This window comes from Citrobacter freundii complex sp. CFNIH9, from assembly GCF_002903305.1.
GTDB classification, from domain to species: domain Bacteria; phylum Pseudomonadota; class Gammaproteobacteria; order Enterobacterales; family Enterobacteriaceae; genus Citrobacter; species Citrobacter portucalensis.
This window is the reverse complement of the sequence record NZ_CP026238.1, coordinates 3,988,013-4,009,409: the sequence shown is the minus strand read 5'-3', so window position 1 is coordinate 4,009,409 and position 21,397 is coordinate 3,988,013. Positions and strand designations below refer to the sequence as shown.

The 21,397-nt window shown below is 52.9% G+C and carries 18 protein-coding genes and 1 pseudogene; 8 read left to right on the top strand and 11 right to left on the bottom strand.

What is annotated here, in order from left to right:
• Window positions 1-62: 62 nt before the first annotated feature.
• From C2U43_RS20415 to C2U43_RS20375, 9 genes and pseudogenes are all read right to left on the bottom strand, one after another.
• A pseudogene (locus tag C2U43_RS20415) lies at window positions 63-383 on the bottom strand (MFS transporter); the annotation flags it as partial.
• The gene (locus C2U43_RS30120) at window positions 343-546 is read right to left on the bottom strand and encodes a hypothetical protein (protein WP_103285699.1); all 204 of its coding nucleotides are present in this window, start codon (window positions 544-546) and stop codon (window positions 343-345) included. The gene C2U43_RS30120 and the pseudogene C2U43_RS20415, both read right to left, overlap by 41 nt.
• Window positions 528-1,508: an IS5-like element ISKpn26 family transposase gene (locus C2U43_RS20405; protein WP_000019450.1), complete on the bottom strand. Its 981-nt coding sequence runs from the start codon at window positions 1,506-1,508 to the stop codon at window positions 528-530. The genes C2U43_RS30120 and C2U43_RS20405 overlap by 19 nt, the downstream gene beginning before the upstream one ends.
• Before the next feature lie 511 nt (window positions 1,509-2,019).
• Window positions 2,020-3,066, bottom strand: coding sequence for a ferric ABC transporter ATP-binding protein (gene fbpC / locus C2U43_RS20400; RefSeq protein ID WP_008783886.1), 1,047 nt, complete (start codon window positions 3,064-3,066; stop codon window positions 2,020-2,022).
• An 11-nt stretch (window positions 3,067-3,077) separates the two neighbouring features.
• On the bottom strand, window positions 3,078-5,156 hold the full coding sequence (locus tag C2U43_RS20395; protein WP_008783887.1) for an ABC transporter permease: 2,079 nt from the start codon (window positions 5,154-5,156) through the stop codon (window positions 3,078-3,080).
• A gap of 68 nt (window positions 5,157-5,224) precedes the next feature.
• Complete coding sequence (locus tag C2U43_RS20390) at window positions 5,225-6,256, bottom strand: ABC transporter substrate-binding protein (protein ID WP_003830932.1); 1,032 nt, start codon at window positions 6,254-6,256, stop codon at window positions 5,225-5,227.
• Window positions 6,253-7,557: an MFS transporter family glucose-6-phosphate receptor UhpC gene (gene uhpC / locus C2U43_RS20385; RefSeq protein ID WP_003830933.1), complete on the bottom strand. Its 1,305-nt coding sequence runs from the start codon at window positions 7,555-7,557 to the stop codon at window positions 6,253-6,255. The genes C2U43_RS20390 and uhpC overlap by 4 nt, the downstream gene beginning before the upstream one ends.
• Window positions 7,558-7,642: 85 nt before the next feature.
• Entirely contained in the window at window positions 7,643-9,184 is a 1,542-nt protein-coding gene (locus C2U43_RS20380) for an MASE1 domain-containing sensor histidine kinase (protein WP_032942497.1), read from the bottom strand.
• A complete protein-coding gene (locus C2U43_RS20375) occupies window positions 9,184-9,813 on the bottom strand; it encodes a response regulator transcription factor (RefSeq protein ID WP_008783889.1) in 630 nt (209 codons plus the stop codon). Before C2U43_RS20375 ends, C2U43_RS20380 begins: the two co-directional genes overlap by 1 nt.
• A 337-nt stretch (window positions 9,814-10,150) precedes the next feature.
• Here C2U43_RS20375 and tauA point away from each other — a divergent pair, with 337 nt between their 5' ends.
• The 4 genes from tauA to tauD are packed head-to-tail and all read left to right on the top strand — an operon-like array spanning window position 10,151 to window position 13,570.
• Window positions 10,151-11,113, top strand: coding sequence for a taurine ABC transporter substrate-binding protein (tauA, locus tag C2U43_RS20370; RefSeq protein WP_103285698.1), 963 nt, complete (start codon window positions 10,151-10,153; stop codon window positions 11,111-11,113).
• Between the two features lie 14 nt (window positions 11,114-11,127).
• Window positions 11,128-11,895 carry a taurine ABC transporter ATP-binding subunit gene (gene tauB / locus C2U43_RS20365; protein WP_048235995.1) on the top strand — a complete coding sequence of 256 codons (768 nt, stop codon included), beginning with the start codon at window positions 11,128-11,130 and terminating at the stop codon, window positions 11,893-11,895.
• Window positions 11,892-12,722 (top strand): taurine ABC transporter permease TauC, encoded by an 831-nt coding sequence (tauC, locus tag C2U43_RS20360; RefSeq protein WP_008783892.1) that lies wholly within the window; start codon window positions 11,892-11,894, stop codon window positions 12,720-12,722. The genes tauB and tauC overlap by 4 nt, the downstream gene beginning before the upstream one ends.
• On the top strand, window positions 12,719-13,570 hold the full coding sequence (gene tauD, locus C2U43_RS20355; RefSeq protein ID WP_057067134.1) for a taurine dioxygenase: 852 nt from the start codon (window positions 12,719-12,721) through the stop codon (window positions 13,568-13,570). The genes tauC and tauD overlap by 4 nt, the downstream gene beginning before the upstream one ends.
• A gap of 77 nt (window positions 13,571-13,647) precedes the next feature.
• Here tauD and hemB read toward each other — a convergent pair whose 3' ends face one another.
• The gene (gene hemB, locus C2U43_RS20350) at window positions 13,648-14,622 is read right to left on the bottom strand and encodes a porphobilinogen synthase (RefSeq protein ID WP_103285697.1); all 975 of its coding nucleotides are present in this window, start codon (window positions 14,620-14,622) and stop codon (window positions 13,648-13,650) included.
• Between the two features lie 608 nt (window positions 14,623-15,230).
• On the opposite strand from hemB, the gene C2U43_RS20345 reads away from it, so the two are divergent.
• From C2U43_RS20345 to iprA, 4 genes are all read left to right on the top strand, one after another.
• Window positions 15,231-16,211 carry an IS5-like element ISKpn26 family transposase gene (locus C2U43_RS20345; RefSeq protein WP_000019450.1) on the top strand — a complete coding sequence of 327 codons (981 nt, stop codon included), beginning with the start codon at window positions 15,231-15,233 and terminating at the stop codon, window positions 16,209-16,211.
• Complete coding sequence (locus C2U43_RS30115) at window positions 16,193-16,411, top strand: hypothetical protein (RefSeq protein WP_327003646.1); 219 nt, start codon at window positions 16,193-16,195, stop codon at window positions 16,409-16,411. Before C2U43_RS20345 ends, C2U43_RS30115 begins: the two co-directional genes overlap by 19 nt.
• Window positions 16,335-19,244, top strand: coding sequence for an autotransporter adhesin EhaB (gene ehaB / locus C2U43_RS20335; RefSeq protein WP_103285696.1), 2,910 nt, complete (start codon window positions 16,335-16,337; stop codon window positions 19,242-19,244). The genes C2U43_RS30115 and ehaB overlap by 77 nt, the downstream gene beginning before the upstream one ends.
• Window positions 19,245-19,333: 89 nt before the next feature.
• Window positions 19,334-19,957, top strand: a complete 624-nt coding sequence (iprA, locus tag C2U43_RS20330; protein ID WP_103285695.1) for a hydrogen peroxide resistance inhibitor IprA — start codon at window positions 19,334-19,336, stop codon at window positions 19,955-19,957.
• A 1-nt stretch (window position 19,958) separates the two neighbouring features.
• Here iprA and ampH read toward each other — a convergent pair whose 3' ends face one another.
• Window positions 19,959-21,116: a D-alanyl-D-alanine-carboxypeptidase/endopeptidase AmpH gene (gene ampH / locus C2U43_RS20325; RefSeq protein ID WP_003830945.1), complete on the bottom strand. Its 1,158-nt coding sequence runs from the start codon at window positions 21,114-21,116 to the stop codon at window positions 19,959-19,961.
• Window positions 21,117-21,397 lie beyond the last annotated feature (281 nt).

Sequence of the window (21,397 nt, the reverse complement as noted above, 5' to 3'; positions counted from 1 at the left end):
CGGGCCTTTTAGTATCGTAGGCCGGATAAACCACGTGAGTGGTGCATCCGGCAAAGAGGCTTTTACAGCGCGACGCTTTCGCGACGACGCCGCAGGGAAAAGGGCCCCGGACCGCTAAGGGTAAATACGGAAATCAGCGTGAAGCTCAGCGCAATAATCCCCAGCACCAGATAAGCTCCCTGGAAACCAATACTCTCATACATTTTCCCGGCCAGAACTGACATGAAAATCATGGCTAACTGTTTGAAGAAACAGAAACACACCAGATAAATCGTGGCCGAGAAACGTACTTCGAACTGGCTGGTGATGTATTTGAAGCAGCCGACGATCAGGAACGGTATCTCAAACATATGCAGCGTTTTGAGAATAACGACCTCCAGGGAAGGTGCGAATAAGCAGGTCATTTCTTCCCAAGCTGACTCGCTGATTAAAATTTCGCGGATCTGGGCCGATTTTTTTCCCGCAAACACATCGAATCAGCCTATTTAGGCTATTTTTTCCACCATTTCTGGCGTTATTTCCGGTTTTTACTGAGATCTCTCCCACTGACGTATCATTTGGTCCACCCGAAACAGGTTGGCCAGGGTGAATAACATCGCCAGTTGGTTATCGTTTTTCAGCAGCCCTTTGTATCTGGCTTTCACGAAGCCGAACTGCCGCTTGATGATGCGAAACGGGTGCTCCACCCTGGCACGGATGCTGGCTTTCATGTATTCGATGTTGATGGCCGTTTTGTTCTTGCGCGGATGCTGCTTCAAGGTTTTTACCCTGCCGGGACGCTCGGCGATCAGCCAGTCCACATCCACCTCGGCCAGCTCCTCGCGCTGTGGCGCTCCTTGGTAGCCGGCATCGGCTGAGACAAATTGCTCCTCTCCATGAAGCAGATTACCCAGCTGATTGAGGTCATGCTCGTTGGCCGCGGTGGTGACTAGGCTGTGGGTCAGGCCACTCTTGGCATCGACACCAATGTGGGCCTTCATGCCAAAGTGCCACTGATTGCCTTTCTTGGTCTGATGCATCTCCGGATCGCGTTGCTGCTCTTTGTTCTTGGTAGAGCTGGGTGCCTCAATGATGGTGGCATCCACCAAAGTGCCTTGGGTCATCATGACGCCTGCTTCGGCCAGCCAGCGATTGATGGTCTTGAACAATTGACGGGCCAGTTGATGCTGCTCGAGCAGGTGGCGGAAATTCATGATGGTGGTGCGATCCGGCAGGGCGCTATCCAGGGATAATCGGGCAAACAGGCGCATGGAGGCGATTTCGTACAGGGCATCTTCCATGGCACCGTCGCTCAGGTTGTACCAATGCTGCATGCAGTGAATACGCAGCATGGTCTCCAGCGGATAGGGCCGTCGGCCATTGCCCGCCTTGGGATAAAACGGCTCGATGACAGCGGTCATATTCTGCCATGGCAGAATCTGCTCCATGCGGGAGAGGAAAATCTCTTTTCGGGTCTGACGGCGCTTAGTGCTGAATTCACTATCGGCGAAGGTGAGTTGATGGCTCATGATGTCCCTCTGGGATGCGCTCCGGATGAATATGATGATCTCATATCAGGAACTTGTTCGCACCTTCCCTAGGTAAACAGAGTAAATTGATGCTTCCATCTTTGAATAAAAGATTAAAATCCCCTCGATACTTCGATCGTATCTCCTCCACAACGGTTCTAACATTTTTTCGTTTTTATGTGTTGTTTTGTTGTATATCCCGCTAACACGACCCAATACCCATAATTCGTGCTCACTTATATATTGAGTGATTTGGTTTTCTTCCTGGTAAAAATACATTTTTGAATCTCTCTCATCCGTTGAAAACGTGATGACATACTATTTTCTCTGTAAAAGTTGTGCGGCTGATCGCATAAGTAATAAAAAAGCCTGAATCCAATTAAGGATGATTCAGGCTTGGAATAATTAAGTTTATATGTATTTACTTAATAAATATTTTATAAGGATTTTTCCTTCTCTATAATCAAATTAATTTTATCTGGTCCGTTGTTTGATCGTAGCCCGGCACAAATTATGCCGCATCCGCCAGAACAAACATGCCGTACGGATGGATTTCAAGATAATACTGCTCGCCGACGTCCGGTTGCAGACGCGTAGCGTTGACCTGCAATAATATCTCCTGCCCGTGCCATTCCACCGTCACTTCATACTGCGGCCCCATATAGGCGACATGGCGGATCACGCAGCGCTGGCTCTCCTCGCCGCGATCGCTGAGCGTGATCGCTTCCGGGCGCACACCGACCATCCCTTCGCCCTGTGTACCAAAGTGCATCGGGCGCGGCAGATGATAGCCGTAGATATCAACGTATCCGTCGCTGAAGGTTGCCGGGAACAGGTTGGCATCGCCCATAAAGCTCGCCATAAAGCGGGAGGCGGGCTGGCGGTAAAGATCCTGCGGTGAGCCGATCTGCATGATGTGTCCCTTGTTCATCACCAGCACGGTATCAGAAACCGCAAAGGCTTCGCTCTGATCGTGGGTGACGTACAGCGAGGTGATATCAAACTGCTTTTGCAGCTCGCGGATCTTGTCGCGCATGCTGCGACGCAGGTTGGCGTCGAGGTTACTCAACGGCTCATCAAACAGCAGCACTTTCGGCTTGAGGATCAGCGCGCGGGCCAGCGCCACGCGCTGCTGCTGCCCGCCGGAGATCTGATCGACAAAGCGGTCTTCGAATCCTTCCAGATCCACCATCGCCAACGCCTCTTTGACGCGGGCTTTCAGCTCTGCGCGCGGTACGCCGAGCATTTTCAGGCCATAACCGACATTCTCTCCCAGCGACATATGCGGGAACAGGGCATAGGACTGAAACACCATGCAGATATCGCGCTGCTGAATAGAGCGATGGGTGACGTCTTCGCCATCAATGAAAATTTGCCCTTCGCTCGGTTTTTCCAGCCCGGCAACCAGGCGCAAAATAGTGGTTTTGCCGCAGCCGGATGGTCCGAGCAGCGTCACCATTTGCCCCTGCGGGATGGTGAGGTTGATATTGTCGATTACCGTATTACTGCCAAATCGTTTAGTGACGTTGCGCAGTTCAACGAAATTTTTCTGAGTCATAGTACGCTCCATTACGCCTGGTTTTTGGCTTTTGAACGGGAGGTACGTGATTCACCGATCAGCCAGTCAAAGATGAAAATAATCGCCAGCATCACCACGATCAGAATGGAACCGTAGGCAATCGCTACACCGTATTCGCCATCTTCCACGCGGTTCAGGATGTAGGCCGTCGCTACGCGGGTATCCGGCGTGACGAGGAACACGATGGCGCTAACGGTGGTAATGGCGCGCACAAAGCTGTAAATCAGCGCCGAGAGGATCGCCGGGCGCAGCAGCGGCAGCAGGATGTGCGTAATAGTACGCAGAGAACCGGCGCGCAGGCTGAGTGAGGCTTCATCCAGTGATTTATCGATTTGGCCTAAGCCCGCGATACCCGCCCGGATACCGACCGGGACGTTACGCATCACCATTGAGATAATAACAATCGCCGCCGTACCAGTGAGGTACACCGGGGCGCTGTTAAAGGCCAGAATGTACGATACGCCCGCGACGGTGCCCGGAACGGCAAAGCACAGCATGGTGGTGAACTCGATGGTCTTCTTGCCTTTAAACTGCTGGCGCACCACGATCCACGCGATCAGCAGGCCGAAGATCGCGGTGATCGGCGCGGCAATCCCGGCGTAGAGCAGGGTGTCGAGCAGTGAAGGCCACGCGCCGTCGCTCATCCCCTGACCGAACAGTTTGGTAAAGTTCGCCAGCGTCAGGGTGTAGTCCACGCCCCAGTTGACGGTGAAGCTACCATAGAAAATGCTGCCGTAGAGCAGGGCGTTAAAGGCAATCCACACTGCCAGCAGCGCGACCACACTCCATACCAGCGTTACCGGCAACGGCTGTACGTCGCCCCGGTAGGATTTGCCGGAAACGGTGACGTATGAGCGTTTACCAATCCACATATACTGCACGCAGAACACCAGCAGCGAAAACAGCAGCAGGAAGGCACCCAGCGTACTGGCGGCCTGGTAGTCAAGCTGCGAACCGGTGATGTAGAAGTAGATTTGCGTTGCCAGCACGTCGAAGTTTCCGCCGAGCACCAGCGGGTTACTAAAGTCGGCCAGCGACTGCACGACCACAATCAAAAAAGCGTTAGCCAGTGCGGGTTTCAGCAGCGGGACAAACACGCCGTTAAAGGTCTGCCAGCGGCTGGCACGCAGGGTGTATGACGCTTCTTCCAGCGACGGATGAATGGTTTTGATTGCTCCGTCGAGGATCATAAACGCCATCGGCGTAAAGGCCAGAACCTGCGCCAGCCAGATGCCGGTAAAGCCATACAGCCAGTTGGTGTTGGTTAAACCAAACCATTCGACCATAAACTCGGTGATGTAACCGGAGCGTCCCATCATCAGCGTGACGCCTAAACCGACGACAAACGGCGGAGTGACGATCGGCAAAATCGAGAAGATACGTCCGATTATGGCGCTACGTCTGGCGATACGGGTGGTGTAGATAGCCAGTACCAGACCAAAGAAGGTACAGCCGACGCCGACGGCAATCGACAGCATAATCGAGTTGAGGATCACCTGAATGATATGTGCCTGCGACAGCACATTCATAAACGCCAGCGGGGCAAATTCCCCGGCGTCGTTGGTGAACATCGGAATGAAAATGGCGATGCTTGGCCAGACGATAAAAATACCGATCAGAGCGACAATCGCGGTAAGTGAGCCGATGACGAAACGGTCACCGCCCAGCCATTCGAGGCGGGTGAGTGCCAGGGTCATGATTGCGCCAAGCGCGACAAACAGCACGATGGTGGCATAGCCTAAGCCGCGACCCTCAAGGGTGGCGCTGGCGACAATAAAGGCCATACAGAAAAATGCCCAACCCGCGTCAAGATAATGGCGGCTGCGCTGTTCGCGCCTGGCTTCATGGAATGGGCGCACCAGCAGCAGGCTTGGCAGCAGATACCACAGCCAACTGATATTGAACTGCGACCAGCCGTAGGCGGCGAGTATTTCTTCCCGCGTTGACTCCAGCAGACCGTAGTCCAGGCTCCAGCTAGGCAGCAGGGCAAACGCCAGCCAGCCGAGCAAAACCCAAAGAAATATCGCATCCCGTTTTTTCACGGGATGGAGTGCAAGTGTGTGTGACATAGCGTTTCCGGTAATGTAGGCCGGGTAAGGCGTTTACACCGCACCCGGCAAATGAACGCAACGTGGGCTTATTTACCCATCTTAACTTCGCTAACCCACTTATTGATCAACGCCTTACGTACGTCAGTCGAGCCGTACTTATCCATGTCGTAATTGATAAGCTTCAGGTCGTCGAGCTTCAGCGAGTTAGGAGAGGTCTCGGCAGTGGTGTTGGTCAGGATCTGATAGGATTTGCCTTTCTTCCACGCCAGCTCCTGTGCGTCTTTCGACAGCACCCAGTCAACGAACAGTTTGGCGTTGTCGACGTTGCGAGCGCCTTTCAGAATGCTGACGCCGCCGATTTCATACCCGGTGCCTTCGCAGGGGGAAATCAGCTCCAGCGGTGCGCCCTGTTCTTTTTCCAGCGAATAGTCGTGCAGGAAGCCGATGCCGATAGCCGTTTCGCCGCGGGCGGCGTTACGCGCCGGGGCAATGCCGGATTTGGTGTATTGAGAGACGTTGGCGTTGAGCTGTTTCAGGTAATCAAAGGCCTGATCTTCACCCCACAATTGAGCAAAGGTCGCCAGCGCGGTGTAGGCGGTGCCGGAGCTTTGCGGGTCAGCAATCTGGATTTCGCCCTTGTATTCAGGTTTGGTCAGATCCTTCCAGCATTTTGGCACCGGCAGGTTTTTCTCTTTCAGGCGCTGGGTATTAACGCCAAAGCCCAGAATACCGACGTAAACCGCCGAAGAGAGATTACCTTTGACCTTCGCGGGATCGCGGAATTTCTCCATGATTTGTTCGAGGTTTGGTGATTTATACGGCTGCAGCAGACCCATTTCACCGGCCTGGGATTGCGGATCCAGTGTACCGCCGTACCACACATCCGCCTGCGGGTTTTTCTTCTCTGCATCCACTTTCGCCAGCGTACTGCCAGAGCCGTTGCGAATGAATGAGGTTTTCACATCATATTTTTCACCGAAGGCTTTGGTTTCGGTTTCGCACATCTCGTTGGTGGCGCTGCAATACACCACCAGACGGCCCTGCGCCTGGGCTGCGTTGCTGAAGGCTGCTAGCGTCAGAGCGGAAGCGATCAGGGTAGAGGTAAGCGTCAGTTTCATTGTTTTATCCTTTGACTGAGAGAAGGGGTAATGCCCGCAATGAGCAACGGCATCAGCAATAAACCCATAAATACAGCGGCAACCGAGAGCAAACTGAACATTCCCGACCAGCCGTAATGTTCTATGACCAACGACAGCGGCCAACCCGCCAGCGCGGCCCCCAGATAGGCGAAAAGCCCGAGAAAACCGGTAATTGAACCTGCCGCCGCTTTGTGTCCGCATTCAACGGCTGCGAGGCCAATTAGCATCTGTGGGCCAAACACAAAAAAGCCCACGGTAAAGAAGCACACTGCCAGTAACGCGTAGTGGTGCACCGGGGCCAGCCACAGGGCGGCGACGGAAACCATCAGCCCCAGCGTGAACAGCAAAATCATCGGCGCACGTTGACCGCTGAACAGCAGATCCGATCCCCATCCGGCAAACAGCGCCCCCAGCAAGCCGCCAACTTCAAACAGCATCACCGTGGCATTGGCGCTGAGCAGATTCACGCCGTGGCTTTCGGTCAGCCAGATGTTGCCCCAGTCGTTGAGCGCAATGCGGATCAAATAGACCAACACATACGATACGCCGAGCAGCCAGATCATCGGGTTTTTCAGCATGGTGGTACGTAACATTTGCCACAGCCCCATCGGCGGGCTTTGCTGCTCCTGACGTAGCTCCAGCGGGTCATGCCGCCATTCCCCAACCGTGGGTAATCCTTCTTCCTGGGGCGTGCCTTTCAATTGCAGGGTGAGCCAGATTCCCAGTGCCATACTGATTATCCCCGGTGCCAGCATGGCCGCCTGCCAGCCCCACCAGTGGGCGGCAAAAGCGCTAATTAGCGGGATAATGGCGCCACCGATGTTGATTGACATATTCCAGCAGCCCCACCAGAAGCCACGTTCGTTGCGCGAGTACCAGTGGGTCAGTAGTCGGGCACAGGGCGGCCAGCCCCATCCCTGAAAAAATCCGTTCAGCGTCCAGACCACCAGCAGCAGCGTCAGCGATTCACCAAAGGCGAACAGCACGTTTAAAACGCCGGTTGCAAACAGACCAATACCCATAAACGCGCGTTGTCCGTGGCTGTCGTGCCACAGCCCGGCGGTGAATTTCGACAGACCATAGGTCAGATAAAACAGTGACCCAAGCAGGCCGATATCGCCTTTATCCAGACCCAGATCCGTTTGCAGCGCCGGGAGGACATAGTTAACGCTTTTGCGCGTCAGATAAAACGCGGCGTAACCAATTACCATACACATCAGCAGCCGGGGGCGTAGCGCCCGGTATTGTTGGTCTGTTTCGCTGGCTGAGCGTGTATGCATGGCAGTCTCCGTTTGTGCTGACTATAGGAAAGTGAAAGCAAAAGGGGATGAGAGAAAGTCCGCAGTGACTAAGACTTTTTCCTGGTTAGCGGCTGGTTTGTTGCAAATTTGTGGGCAGGTTAACAATTACTCGCGTGCCGTTGTTTGATTCGAGCGTCAGTTCACCGCCAAGGGCGCTCACCCGCTCACGCATCCCCTGGATACCGAAACCGGGAATTTTTTCTGGCAGAATACCAACGCCGTTGTCAGCGACGTCCAGAAACAAGCAATGTTCCCGCTGGCGCAGCGTAATCGACACATCGCTGGCATCGGCATGTTTGCAGACGTTATTGAGTAACTCCTGCAACAGGCGATACAGCGTGAAGCGCACCGTTTCGTTTTCTGGCGTATTTTCTAGCTGATAATCAAAGCGGCAGCGAATACCCCGTTCAGCAAAAGCAAATTCATTCACCAGATGATGTAGTGCATCTTTAAAAGACAGTTCATCGAGCGCGGGGGGGCGCAGCTGGCGCAGCAGCTGACGGGTGGAGTGATGAATACGCCTGGCCAGGTCGTTGATTTGATTCGCAGCCTCAAGCGTTTGCTCACGACCCGGTGCGCGTTTGACCAGTTGCGACTGAATTTGAATGGCGGTGATGTTCTGACCAATTTCGTCGTGCAGTTCCCGCGCCAGGCTTTTGCGCGTGTTTTCTTCGGTGCGGATCAGCTGTTCGGTCAGCGCGCGACGCGCCGCCAGTTCGGTTTCCAGACGCTGGCGATAATGGTGCAGGTTTTGCGCCAGATGCTGCTGGCGGCTGATGGCGATCCCCAGCCCTATACCCAGCAGAGCCTGGGTGGCGAGGAAAATCTCCAGCTCCAGTAAGTTACTGAACCCGACGCCGATTTGCCGGGCGATAGTGATCATCATACTGCCGAGCAATCCTGACAACACGCCGCCCTGCCAGCCAAATTTCCACGCCATCACCACGTTTGGTAAAAACACCACGATTAGCAACAGGCGCTCGATCTCCGGCGACAGCACCATCTGAGTACCGATGCCAATAATAAAAAACAGGCTACACCAGATGATAAGCGAGGTGCGCAGCGGGGGATTGGTGGTATCCAGCCCGAGCAGATGATAGCGGTGCTGCTGGCGCAGAAATTCATAGATCAGATAAACAAACGGCGTCAGCAACACGCCGCCGGTAAACGACGCCAGGCCAATCAGCGTTGCCGGGCTCTGGATAAACGGTGAAAGCAGGGCGGTATTGAGCAATGAGGTGAGCGTTACGGCGGCCAGCAGCAGCGTTAAGCGTTGCCAGTAAAGGGGAAAGCGGTGCCAGTATGACTGGCCGATGCTCGCCGGAATCAGGCTAATTAACGGCGCAGCCAGCAGGATATAGCCATTCAGTAATTGCTCGCTGTGCAGCCAGAACAACATCAACACCGGCGGCAGTATCAGCGCGGGCCAGTAACGGCGAGAAAGCAGAATTAACAGCGCGAGATAGACGCCGTGCGGCAGAAATAGCGCCGCCTGCTGGCCGTTGTGGGTCAGATAAAACCCCAGCGTCCACAGCATCAGCCAGCCCGATCCCCAGGCCAGCAGAATAAACAGAGAAATAACCCAATGCCGAAGGCTACGCGACATTAATGCCCCGTCAATAGCTGGTGGTCGAGGGCAAAATGCACCAGATCGATGGTGCTGTGGCATTGCAGTTTGCCCAGCACGTTCGCCCGATGAACGTGCACCGTCTTGTGGCTGAGGTCGAGCTTGAAGGCGATCTCTTTTACGCTGTCACCTTTAACCAACAGATCAAACACTTCACGCTCGCGCGGGGTCAGAACTTCCAGAACCTGCGCGGGCTGCTCGCCGCCGCGTAGTGCACGCAGCGCATCGGCGCACAGGTAATGGCCGCCCATGCCTACTGAGCGTACAGCCTGCACCAGTTCTTCCGGGCCGCAGCGTTTGGTCAGGTAACCGCTGGCGCCTGCGTCCAGCGCGCTTTGCACAAACGTGGGCGAGTCATAAATGCTGAGAATAATGGCGCGAAAACCGGGCTTCTGCGCCCGCAGTCGTTTTAACAGGCTCAGGCCATTTTCATCCGGCATGGCGATATCCATTACCGCGACGCTGACGTCATCATGCAGAAGTGCAGGCCAGGCCTCCGCCGCGCTGCTGTACTGACCGGTAACGTTAAGATCGTCTTCGAGACTGAGTAATTGCGCAAAGCCGGAACGCACCACCACATGGTCATCCACCAGCACAACATGAATCATGATATTGCTCTCTTGCTGACAATGGCCTCTATGATGCCTGCCAGCGCCGCGCTGGCAATCATCGTGGCGCGGATATGTAACGAATGTAACAAAATCGCAATAATTTGCCGGGTGTTGTAGCGAGTGTAGGCCTGATAAGCGCAGCGCATCAGGCATTGATTGCCGGATGGCGGCGCAAGCGCCTTATCCGGCCTACGTTCCGTAATGAGCGAAATAGCTAACTATTGCCGCTTTTTTTCTAAAAACGCTTTGTTCTTAGCCAGAATTTTTAATTCCTTTATCAAATTGTACCGCAACGAAATACTGCCCCCATAACAAGACAGGGGAGCAGACAATCATGGCTATTTCATCGCGTAACGCACTTCTTGCCGCACTGGCATTCATCGCATTTCAGGCGCAGGCGGTGAACGTCACCGTTGCTTATCAGACCTCCGCCGAACCTGCCAAAGTGGCGCAGGCGGACAACACGTTTGCCAAAGAGAGCGGGGCGACCGTTGACTGGCGCAAATTTGACAGCGGGGCGAGCATCGTTCGTGCGCTGGCATCCGGTGATGTGCAGATCGGTAATCTTGGCTCCAGCCCGCTGGCGGTCGCTGCCAGTCAGCAGGTGCCTATTGAGGTTTTCCTGCTGGCATCAAAGCTCGGCAATTCTGAGGCGCTGGTGGTGAAGAAAAACATCAGTAAACCGGAAGATTTGATTGGCAAACGCATTGCCGTGCCGTTTATTTCCACCACCCATTACAGCCTGCTGGCGGCGTTGAAACATTGGGGGATTAAACCCGGCCAGGTGGAGATTGTGAACCTGCAACCACCAGCGATCATTGCCGCATGGCAGCGCGGAGATATTGATGGTGCGTATGTCTGGGCACCTGCGGTCAACGCGTTGGAAATAGACGGTAAGGTGTTAACCGACTCCTCGCAGGTTGGCGAGTGGGGGGCACCGACGCTGGACGTGTGGGTGGTGCGCAAAGATTTTGCCGAGAAGCATCCTGAGGTGGTGAAAGCCTTTGCCAAAAGCGCTATCGATGCCCAGCAGCCTTATATCGCTAATCCTGATGAATGGCTGAAGCAGTCGGAGAATATCAGCAAACTGTCGCGTTTGAGCGGTGTACCGGAGGCGGATGTTCCGGGGCTGGTGAAAGGTAACACTTACCTGACACCGCAACAGCAAACCGCTGAGCTAACCGGCCCGGTGAACAAAGCGATTATCGACACCGCGCAGTTCCTTAAAGAGCAGGGCAAAGTCCCCGCTGTCGCGACAGATTACAGCCAGTACGTGACCGATCGCTTCGTGCAATAAATAAGGAGGCGATGATGCTGCAAATCTCTCATCTTGCCGCCAGCTACGGTGGAAAACCGGCGCTGGAGGATATCAACCTGACGCTCGATAGCGGTGAACTGCTGGTGGTACTCGGGCCTTCCGGTTGTGGGAAAACCACGTTGTTAAATCTGATTGCTGGGTTTGTGCCGTATCAGCATGGCAGCATCACGCTGGCGGGTAACAGGGTTGATGGTCCGGGGGCAGATCGCGGGGTCGTGTTCCAGAACGAAGGTCTGCTGCCCTGGCGTAACGTCCAGGACAACGTGGCTTTTGGTCTGCAGCTGGCGGGCGTGGACAAGCCGCAGCGTCAGCGTATTGCCCTGGAGATGTTGCAGAAAGTCGGGCTGGAGGGCGCGGGAAAACGCTTTATCTGGCAACTTTCCGGTGGACAACGTCAGCGCGTCGGCATTGCCCGGGCGCTGGCGGCCAACCCGCAGCTGTTGCTGCTGGATGAACCCTTTGGTGCGCTCGACGCCTTTACCCGCGAGCAGATGCAAACCCTGCTGCTGAAGCTGTGGCATGAGACTGGCAAACAGGTGCTGCTGATTACCCACGATATTGAAGAAGCGGTGTTTATGGCGACAGAACTGGTATTGCTGTCCCCAGGACCAGGCCGGGTACTGGAACGTCTGCCGCTCAATTTCGCCCGTCGCTTTGTGGCCGGAGAGTCGAGCCGCAGCATTAAGTCCGATCCGCAGTTTATCGCCATGCGCGAGTACGTGTTAGGTCGTGTCTTTGAACAACGGGAGGCATTCTCATGAGCGTGGTGATTAATGATAAACCCCGTCGCCAGCGGGTGCTGAACTGGCGCTGGCCGTTCTCGCGGCAGATTACCTTAAGCCTTGGTACGTTGGCCGTCATTCTGGCGGTGTGGTGGACGGTGGCGGCGCTGCAGTTAATCAGTCCGCTGTTTTTACCGCCGCCGGGACAGGTTTTACAAAAGCTGATCGTCATTGCCGGGCCGCAAGGGTTTATGGATGCCACGCTGTGGCAGCATCTGGCGGCGAGTCTGACGCGTATTGTTATCGCGCTGCTGGCGGCAGTGCTGCTGGGCGTTCCGGTTGGGATCGCGATGGGGCTGAGTCCGACGATGCGCGGCATTCTCGATCCGATCATTGAACTGTATCGTCCGGTTCCTCCCCTGGCCTATTTACCGCTGATGGTCATTTGGTTTGGCATCGGTGAAACCTCCAAGATCCTGTTGATCTATCTGGCTATTTTCGCCCCTGTGGCGATGTCGGCGTTGGCGGGGGTGAAAAGTGCGCAGCAGGTGAGAGTGCGCGCCGCGCAGTCGCTGGGGGCCAGCCGTGCGCAGGTGCTGTGGTTTGTTATTTTGCCGGGGGCATTACCGGAGATCCTCACCGGGTTACGCATCGGGCTTGGCGTGGGTTGGTCGACGCTGGTGGCAGCTGAACTGATCGCTGCCACGCGAGGGTTAGGATTTATGGTGCAGTCAGCCGGTGAGTTTCTGGCAACGGATGTGGTGCTGGCAGGGATCGCGGTCATTGCCGTTATCGCATTTATTTTAGAACTGGGTCTGCGCGCGCTTCAGCGTCGCCTGACGCCCTGGCATGGAGAAGTACAATGAGTGAACGTCTGAGCATTACCCCGCTGGGGCCGTACATTGGCGCACAAATCACTGGTGCGGATTTGACGCGCCCGCTGAGCGATAATCAGTTTGAACAGCTTTATCATGCGGTACTGCGCCACCAGGTGGTGTTTCTGCGGCAGCAGGTGATTACGCCACAACAGCAGCGGGCACTGGCGCTGCGTTTCGGCGATCTGCATATTCACCCTGTCTATCCACATGCCGAAGGGGTAGAGGAAATTATCGTGCTGGATACCCATAACGATAATCCGCCGGATAACGACAACTGGCACACCGATGTCACCTTTATCGACACGCCGCCTGCCGGGGCGATTCTGGCAGCAAAAGAGCTGCCATCGGCCGGGGGAGACACTCTATGGACCAGCGGAATTGCTGCTTATGAGGCATTGTCTGAGCCGTTTCGTCAGTTGCTGAGTGGCCTGCGGGCAGAGCATGATTTCCGTAAATCGTTCCAGGAATATAAATACCGCAAGACACCAGAGGAGCATCAGCGCTGGCTGGATGCGGTGGCGAAACATCCGCCATTGCTACATCCGGTGGTGCGGACCCATCCGGTAAGCGGTAAACAGGCACTGTTTGTGAATGAGGGATTTACTACGCGAATTGTCGATGTGACGGAAAAAGAGAGCGAGGCGTTACTAAGCTTTTTATTCGCCCATATCACCAAACCGGAGTTTCAGGTGCGCTGGCGCTGGCAGCCCAACGATGTGGCGATTTGGGATAATCGCGTCACGCAACATTATGCCAATGCGGATTATCTGCCGCAGCGGCGTATTATGCACCGGGCGACGATCCTCGGGGATCAGCCTTTTTATCGGGCAGGGTGATTGTTGGTGGGGTTTTACTTATCGGGCCTGGAACTGTCGGCCCGATAAGGCGAAGTCGCCATTCGGCAACAAAGTGGCTAGCGCAGGATTTTTTTCTCGGCCAGATCCAGTGCGAAGTAGCTGAAGATCAGATCCGCGCCAGCGCGTTTGATCGAGCCTAAGCTTTCCAGAACCACTTTCTCTTCATCTATTGCACCTGCCATCGCCGCGAATTTGATCATCGCGTATTCACCGCTGACCTGATAAGCGCCAATCGGCTGCTCGGTGCGCTCGCGGATATCACGCAGAATATCGAGATACGCGCCAGCCGGTTTGACCATCAGGCAGTCTGCGCCCTGGGCTTCATCCAGCAGCGATTCGCGAATCGCTTCACGGCGATTCATCGGGTTCATTTGATACGTTTTACGATCGCCTTTCAGCGCCGTGCCTGCGGCTTCACGGAACGGGCCGTAGAAAGAAGAGGCAAACTTGGTGGAGTAGGACATGATCGCAGTATCGGTGAATCCCGCGGCGTCCAGCGCCTGGCGAATCGCCTGTACCTGGCCGTCCATTGCGGCGGAAGGGGCGATGAAATCTGCGCCCGCTGCGGCGGCAACAACTGCCTGTTTGCCGAGGTTGGCAAGGGTTAAATCGTTATCAACGCCGTGATCGCATAACACGCCGCAGTGACCATGCGAGGTGTATTCACAGAAACAGGTGTCGGACATGACGATCATTTCTGGTACGGTCTGCTTACAGATACGCGACATGCGCGCCACCAGACCGTCTTCTCTCCAGGCATCGCTGCCGGTCTCATCGGTGTGATGAGAAATCCCGAAGGTCATGACCGAGCGGATGCCTGCATTAGCAATACGTTCGATTTCGCGCGCCAGGTGTTTCTCTGGAATGCGCATCACGCCGGGCATGGCGTCGATAGCTTTGTAATCGTCGAGTTCTTCTTCAACAAAGATCGGCAACACCAGGTCATTTAAGCTGAGTGTTGTCTCTTCAAACATAGCGCGCAGCGCAGGGGATTTGCGCAGGCGACGAGGGCGTTGGATTAGGTCTGTCATGGTATGCCTGATGTTTGTGGAATCGAAGGCCGTAGTATACCCGAACCTGAGGGCGAGGGGTTTACGAAAGTTGGCGTTATGCCGAGGTTATGTTGATGTTACCAATGCTTGGTATTATGTGTTATCTCTATTTTTGCAATTATGACTATTTTAAATAGTGATTAGTTTTATGGTGAATTTAGTTTAATTTAATTTTTAATTAAGTGACGAGATTTAACAGCATTTATTTGCTGACGTTTGATTTTTAAGCTAATCATAATTTCAATATATTGTTTCGCCAATGGTTTTACATGTAACTGTCTAAAATAAAAATGATTTTTACGTTTGTTTGCTGTTTCGAATAATTTGCATATCTATTGTCCGTAATCGGACTTAAACCAAAGAATAATTGAACCTTTCCTTTGTGAAACCGCATAATCTTCCCCGCGAAACATAAAATGTTTTCTTTGCATTGATAATTGATGGATCAACTATATTACGTCCCTGAGGAGGGATGACAAATGCACACTTGGAAAAAGAAACTTGTAGTCTCACAATTAGGGAAGGTGCGAACAAGTTCCTGATATGAGATCATCATATTCATCCGGAGCGCATCCCAGAGGGACATCATGAGCCATCAACTCACCTTCGCCGATAGTGAATTCAGCACTAAGCGCCGTCAGACCCGAAAAGAGATTTTCCTCTCCCGCATGGAGCAGATTCTGCCATGGCAGAATATGACCGCTGTCATCGAGCCGTTTTATCCCAAGGCGGGCAATGGCCGACGGCCCTATCCGCTGGAGACCATGCTGCGTATTCACTGCATGCAGCATTGGTACAACCTGAGCGACGGTGCCATGGAAGATGCCCTGTACGAAATCGCCTCCATGCGCCTGTTTGCCCGATTATCCCTGGATAGCGCCCTGCCGGATCGCACCACCATCATGAATTTCCGCCACCTGCTCGAGCAGCATCAACTGGCCCGTCAATTGTTCAAGACCATCAATCGCTGGCTGGCCGAAGCAGGCGTCATGATGACCCAAGGCACTTTGGTGGATGCCACCATCATTGAGGCACCCAGCTCTACCAAGAACAAAGAGCAGCAACGCGATCCGGAGATGCATCAGACCAAGAAAGGCAATCAGTGGCACTTTGGCATGAAGGCCCACATTGGTGTCGATGCCAAGAGTGGCCTGACCCACAGCCTAGTCACCACCGCGGCCAACGAGCATGACCTCAATCAGCTGGGTAATCTGCTTCATGGAGAGGAGCAATTTGTCTCAGCCGATGCCGGCTACCAAGGAGCGCCACAGCGCGAGGAGCTGGCCGAGGTGGATGTGGACTGGCTGATCGCCGAGCGTCCCGGCAGGGTAAAAACCTTGAAGCAGCATCCGCGCAAGAACAAAACGGCCATCAACATCGAATACATGAAAGCCAGCATCCGTGCCAGGGTGGAGCACCCGTTTCGCATCATCAAGCGGCAGTTCGGCTTCGTGAAAGCCAGATACAAAGGGCTGCTGAAAAACGATAACCAACTGGCGATGTTATTCACCCTGGCCAACCTGTTTCGGGTGGACCAAATGATACGTCAGTGGGAGAGATCTCAGTAAAAACCGGAAATAACGCCAGAAATGGTGGAAAAAATAGCCTAAATAGGCTGATTCGATGTGTTTGCGGGAAAAAAATCGGCCCAGATCCGCGAAATTTTAATCAGCGAGTCAGCTTGGGAAGAAATGACCTGCTTATTCGCACCTTCCTTAGCATTAGCCTGCACTTTGGCAATCACTTCTCAGGCGAATGCTTCAACTGATATCTCTGGGACCACCTACACAACGTTTGCTCATTATAATGACGCATCCTATGCGGATGGCGTCTATTATGATGGATATGTTGGTTGGAACAATTACGACACCGATAGTATTTATAACGGTGATATTTATCCGGTAATCAATAACGCCACTGTCAACGGCGTTATTTCTACTTATTATCTGGATGATGGACTGTCAACTAACAGCAATAACAATAGCCTGACGATTAAAAACAGCACCATTCACGGTATGGTGACATCCGAATGTATGACCACGGATTGTACTAACCGTACGGGTACTGACTATTACTACGATCGCCTGGCGATGAACGTCATCAATTCAACTATCGATGACAACTACGAACATTATACCTACAACGGTACGTATAATGACGCAGCTGACACACACGTTGTCGACGTTTATAACCTGGGTACAGCTATCACGCTGGATCAAGAAGTTGATCTGTCTATCTCCGCCAACTCTCATGTCGCTGGCATAACCCTGACTCAGGGTTACGAGTGGGCAGATATCGACGATAATACCGTCAGCACTGGCGTAAACAGCAGTGAAGTATTTAACAACACTATCGCTGTTACTGACTCTACTCTGACCTCTGGTTCATGGACTGACGAAGGCACCACCGGTTGGTTTGGTAACACCAGCAATGCAAGCGACTACAGCGGGTCTTATACTGCAGACGATATTGCGTTAGCGGTTATTGCTAATCCAAATGCGGATAACGCGATGCAGACCACCGCAACATTTAACAATTCCACACTGATGGGTGATGTGCTGTTCTCCAGCAACTTCGATGAGAACTTCTTCCCGAACGGTGCTGACACTTATCGTGATACCGATGCTGACCTGGATACCAATGGTTGGGACGGTACTGACCGTCTGGATCTGACTCTGAACAACGGCAGTAAGTGGGTCGGCGCGGCAATGTCCGTGCACCAGGTTGACACCGATGGTGACGGCGTTTATGACAGCTACGCTGCAGGCACTGAAGCCACCGCTACGCTGATCGACATCACCGCTAACAGCCTGTGGCCGGATTCAACCTACGGTATTGATAGCGACACAACTTCTTATGACGAAAATGGTCATGTAGTTGGCAACGCTGTCTACCAGAGCGGCCTGTTCAACGTCACGCTGAACGGTGCTTCACAGTGGGATACTACCAAAACTTCCCTGATTGATACCCTGAGCATCAACAGCGGTTCTGTCGTCAACGTGGGTGATTCTGAGCTGGTTGCTGACTCTATCTCTCTGACCGGTGCTTCTGCACTGAACATCAACGAAGATGGTCACGTTGCGACGGATACGCTGTCTATCGACAACAGTACTGTCACAATCGCCGATGATGTTTCTGCTGGCTGGAATGTGCTTGAAGCTGCGCTGTATGCAAACACCATTAACGTCACTAACAACGGCGTTCTGGATGTGGGTAACAGTACCGGTAATGCACTGCAGGTTGATACCCTGAACCTGACTAGCTACACCGACGCTTATAACCATGTTAACGCGGGTGTTTTCGACATCAACAGCACTGACTATGTGCTGAATGCTGATCTGACCAACGATCGCACTAACGATAAATCTCAGTCTAACTACGGTTATGGTGTGATCGCGATGAACTCTGATGGTCATCTGACTATCAACGGTAACGGCGATTCCGACACCTCAGGCGATCAGTCTGAAGTTGATAACTATGGTGACCATGTAGCGGCCGCAACCGGTAACTATAAAGTCCGTATCGACAACGCGACTGGCGCTGGTTCTGTTGCTGATTACAAAGGCAAAGAGCTGATCTACGTTAATGACGCTAATACCACCGCGACCTTCTCTGCAGCTAACAAAGCTGACCTGGGTGCTTACACCTATCAGGCACAGCAGCAGGGTAACACCGTTGTTCTGCAGCAGATGGAACTGACAGACTACGCGAACATGGCGCTGAGCATTCCGTCTGCTAACACCAATATCTGGAACCTGGAACAAGATACCGTTGGTACTCGTCTGACTAACGCGCGTCATGGTCTGGTTGATAACGGTGGTGCATGGGTTAGCTACTTCGGTGGTAGCTTCGATGCAGATAACGGCACCATTAACTACGATCAGGATGTTAACGGCATCATGGTCGGTGTTGATTCCAAAATTGATGGTAACAACGCTAAGTGGATTGTCGGTGCTGCAGCAGGCTTCGCGAAAGGTGATATGAGCGACCGTACCGGTCAGGTGGATCAGGATAGCCAGACTGCCTACATCTACTCTTCTGCTCACTTTGCCAACAACATCTTTGTTGACGGTAACTTAAGCTACTCTCACTTCAACAACGATCTGTCTGCCAACATGAGCAACGGTGAGTATGTTGATGGCAGCACCTCATCTGACGCCTGGGGCTTTGGCTTGAAACTGGGTTATGACCTGAAGCTGGGTGACGCAGGTTACGTAACGCCATACGGCAGCGTATCCGGTCTGTTCCAGTCTGGTGATGGCTATAAGCTGAGCAACGACATGAAAGTTGATAGCCAGTCTTATGACAGCATGCGTTATGAACTCGGTGTCGATGCAGGTTATACCTTCGCTTATAGCGATGACCAGGCGCTGACCCCGTACTTCAAACTGGCCTACGTTTACGACGACTCTAACAACGATTCTGACGTAAACGGCGACTCTATCGACAACGGTGTAGAAGGTTCTGCGGTACGTGTTGGACTGGGTACTCAGTTCAGCTTTACCAAAAACTTCAGCGCATACACCGATGCTAACTACCTCGGTGGTGGCGATGTTGATCAAGACTGGTCTGCAAATGTTGGTGTTAAATATACCTGGTAAGACATCTCTTGTTGTTAAAGAAAAGATAATCTAACTCAGAAAAATGCCCGTCACGGATTTGACGGGCATTTATTGCAAGGAATGCCCAAATGTTGTCTGCAAATAAACCGCTTGTGGAATTTGGTAAGCTTGATAAATGTTTGTCAAAATATGGCAAACACTTTGAGTGTGATAACGATAAAGAAATAATTTATTCCAGTGATATAAACAGTGACGATACCTTTATCATTTTAAATGGTGTAATTTCTCTGAGGCGAGGTGAGAATGTGCTGGTCGGTATTGCGCAGGCACCGTTTATTATGGGGCTTTCAGATGGTGTGATAAAAACAGATATACAATACAGATTAATCACGGAAAGCGATTGTACGGGATACCATCTACCCGCCTCGCAAACAATTAATATAATTGAAGAGTGCCAGCTTTGGCGTGAAGCTTTTTGTTGGTTGGCATGGCAAAACTCCATGCTTGAATTACGCGATCTGCAGTTGATCGGCAACAACTCCTACGATCAGATCCGCGCGACATTGATCTCTATGACGAAATGGGATGAAGCCCTTCGTTCACGCATCGGCGTTATGAACTATATTCACCAACGCACACGAATTTCACGCTCGGTTGTCGCTGAGATTCTCGCAGCATTGCGTAAAGGCGGTTACATTGAAATGAATAAAGGCAAACTGGTGTGCATTAACCGTTTGCCTTTTGAGTATTGAATCAGGATGCAGGAATGACCTGTGGCTTGTACCCGCTCAACTCTGCAACCAGTTCGTTGATACCGTCGCTCATATTGGTAAAACGGGTCAGCGGAGAGCGCGTCACTACGACAAATGCCCCAACGTTTTGCTGTGGGATCATCGCCATATAGGTAATGAAGCCACCGCCGCCACCGGTTTTTTGAATAATTCCCGGTCTGCCATTCTTCGGCGCCATGTAGACCCAGCCCAAACCAAGCGCATCGGCTCTGCCTGGAACGTCCATTCCCACCACTTTAGTTAACTGCGTACGCTGGTAAATCAGCGTCTGCATCCGGTCGGCCTGCTGGCTACGATGATAAAAGTCAGAAGAAAGATACTGCTGCATCCAGCGCATCATATCGCCAGGCGTTGAATAGACGCCGCCGCTGCCCATCGCTGCCAGCGTATTGTTACAAGGACTGGCACCTTTTTCCGCGACCATCAGGCGTCGACACTGATCGGGGGACGGCGTAAAGGTGGTGTCTTTCATCCCCAGCGGACGGGTGATTTTTTCTTCAAACAGCTGCGGATAAGGCTTACCGGACGCGGTACCCAGCGCATCGGCCAGCAGATCAAACGCCAGGTTGGAATAAGAAGCCTGCGATCCTGGTGCGGCTTTAAGCGTAGCCGTTGAGAGATAGCTCCAGCGCTGCTCGCGGGTTGGCCAGACAAATACCGGGCGCTTGGCCGCGCCGCCTGGCTGTTCGCGCGGCAGTGCGCTGGTATGCGTCGCCAGATTCACCAGCGTAATTGGTGTTCCTTGATAAGTGGGTACGCGTGCGCCAGGAGGTGCATATTTACTCAATGGATCGTTGAGTTTGACCGTGCCCTGATCGAGTAATTTCACCAGCATTTCGCTGGTCATTAATTTGGTAATTGAGGCAATGCGGATTACGGAATCCAGTTGCGGGTGAACATTATTGCCGGGGCGTGTTTCACCAAAACTGCGAAATACACGCTGATTACCATCAATCACCACGAGCGCCATCCCCGTAGCACCACTGCCGTAAAATATATGGTCGGCATAACGATCAACGATATCAGAGGCGAAGACCGGATCGGTTATAGGCTGTGCCGCCTGGACAGATGTCAATGACGCCGCACACAGCGCGGCAGAAAAAAGCAGACTACGTTTCAACGGTGGTGTCCATGAGTTAGAGAAAGTGAAAAAGGATGTCGTGCGTATGCGTATTTATACTACTCATCGGCGTATTGCAAAGCGCTTATCAACCAATGATAGTGGGAAAAACGTAACGATGAGTAAACACAGGAGTTTCCTGGATTGCGGATGTTCGCTTTTGTGATCTCACGCTGTGATAATCTGCACATACTGGAACGTTGTCGAGTGTGAAAACCACAGAAACAATTCTTCATAACCGAGGTGCGAACTAAGTGCCTCGGTTTTGGTCACAATTGTCG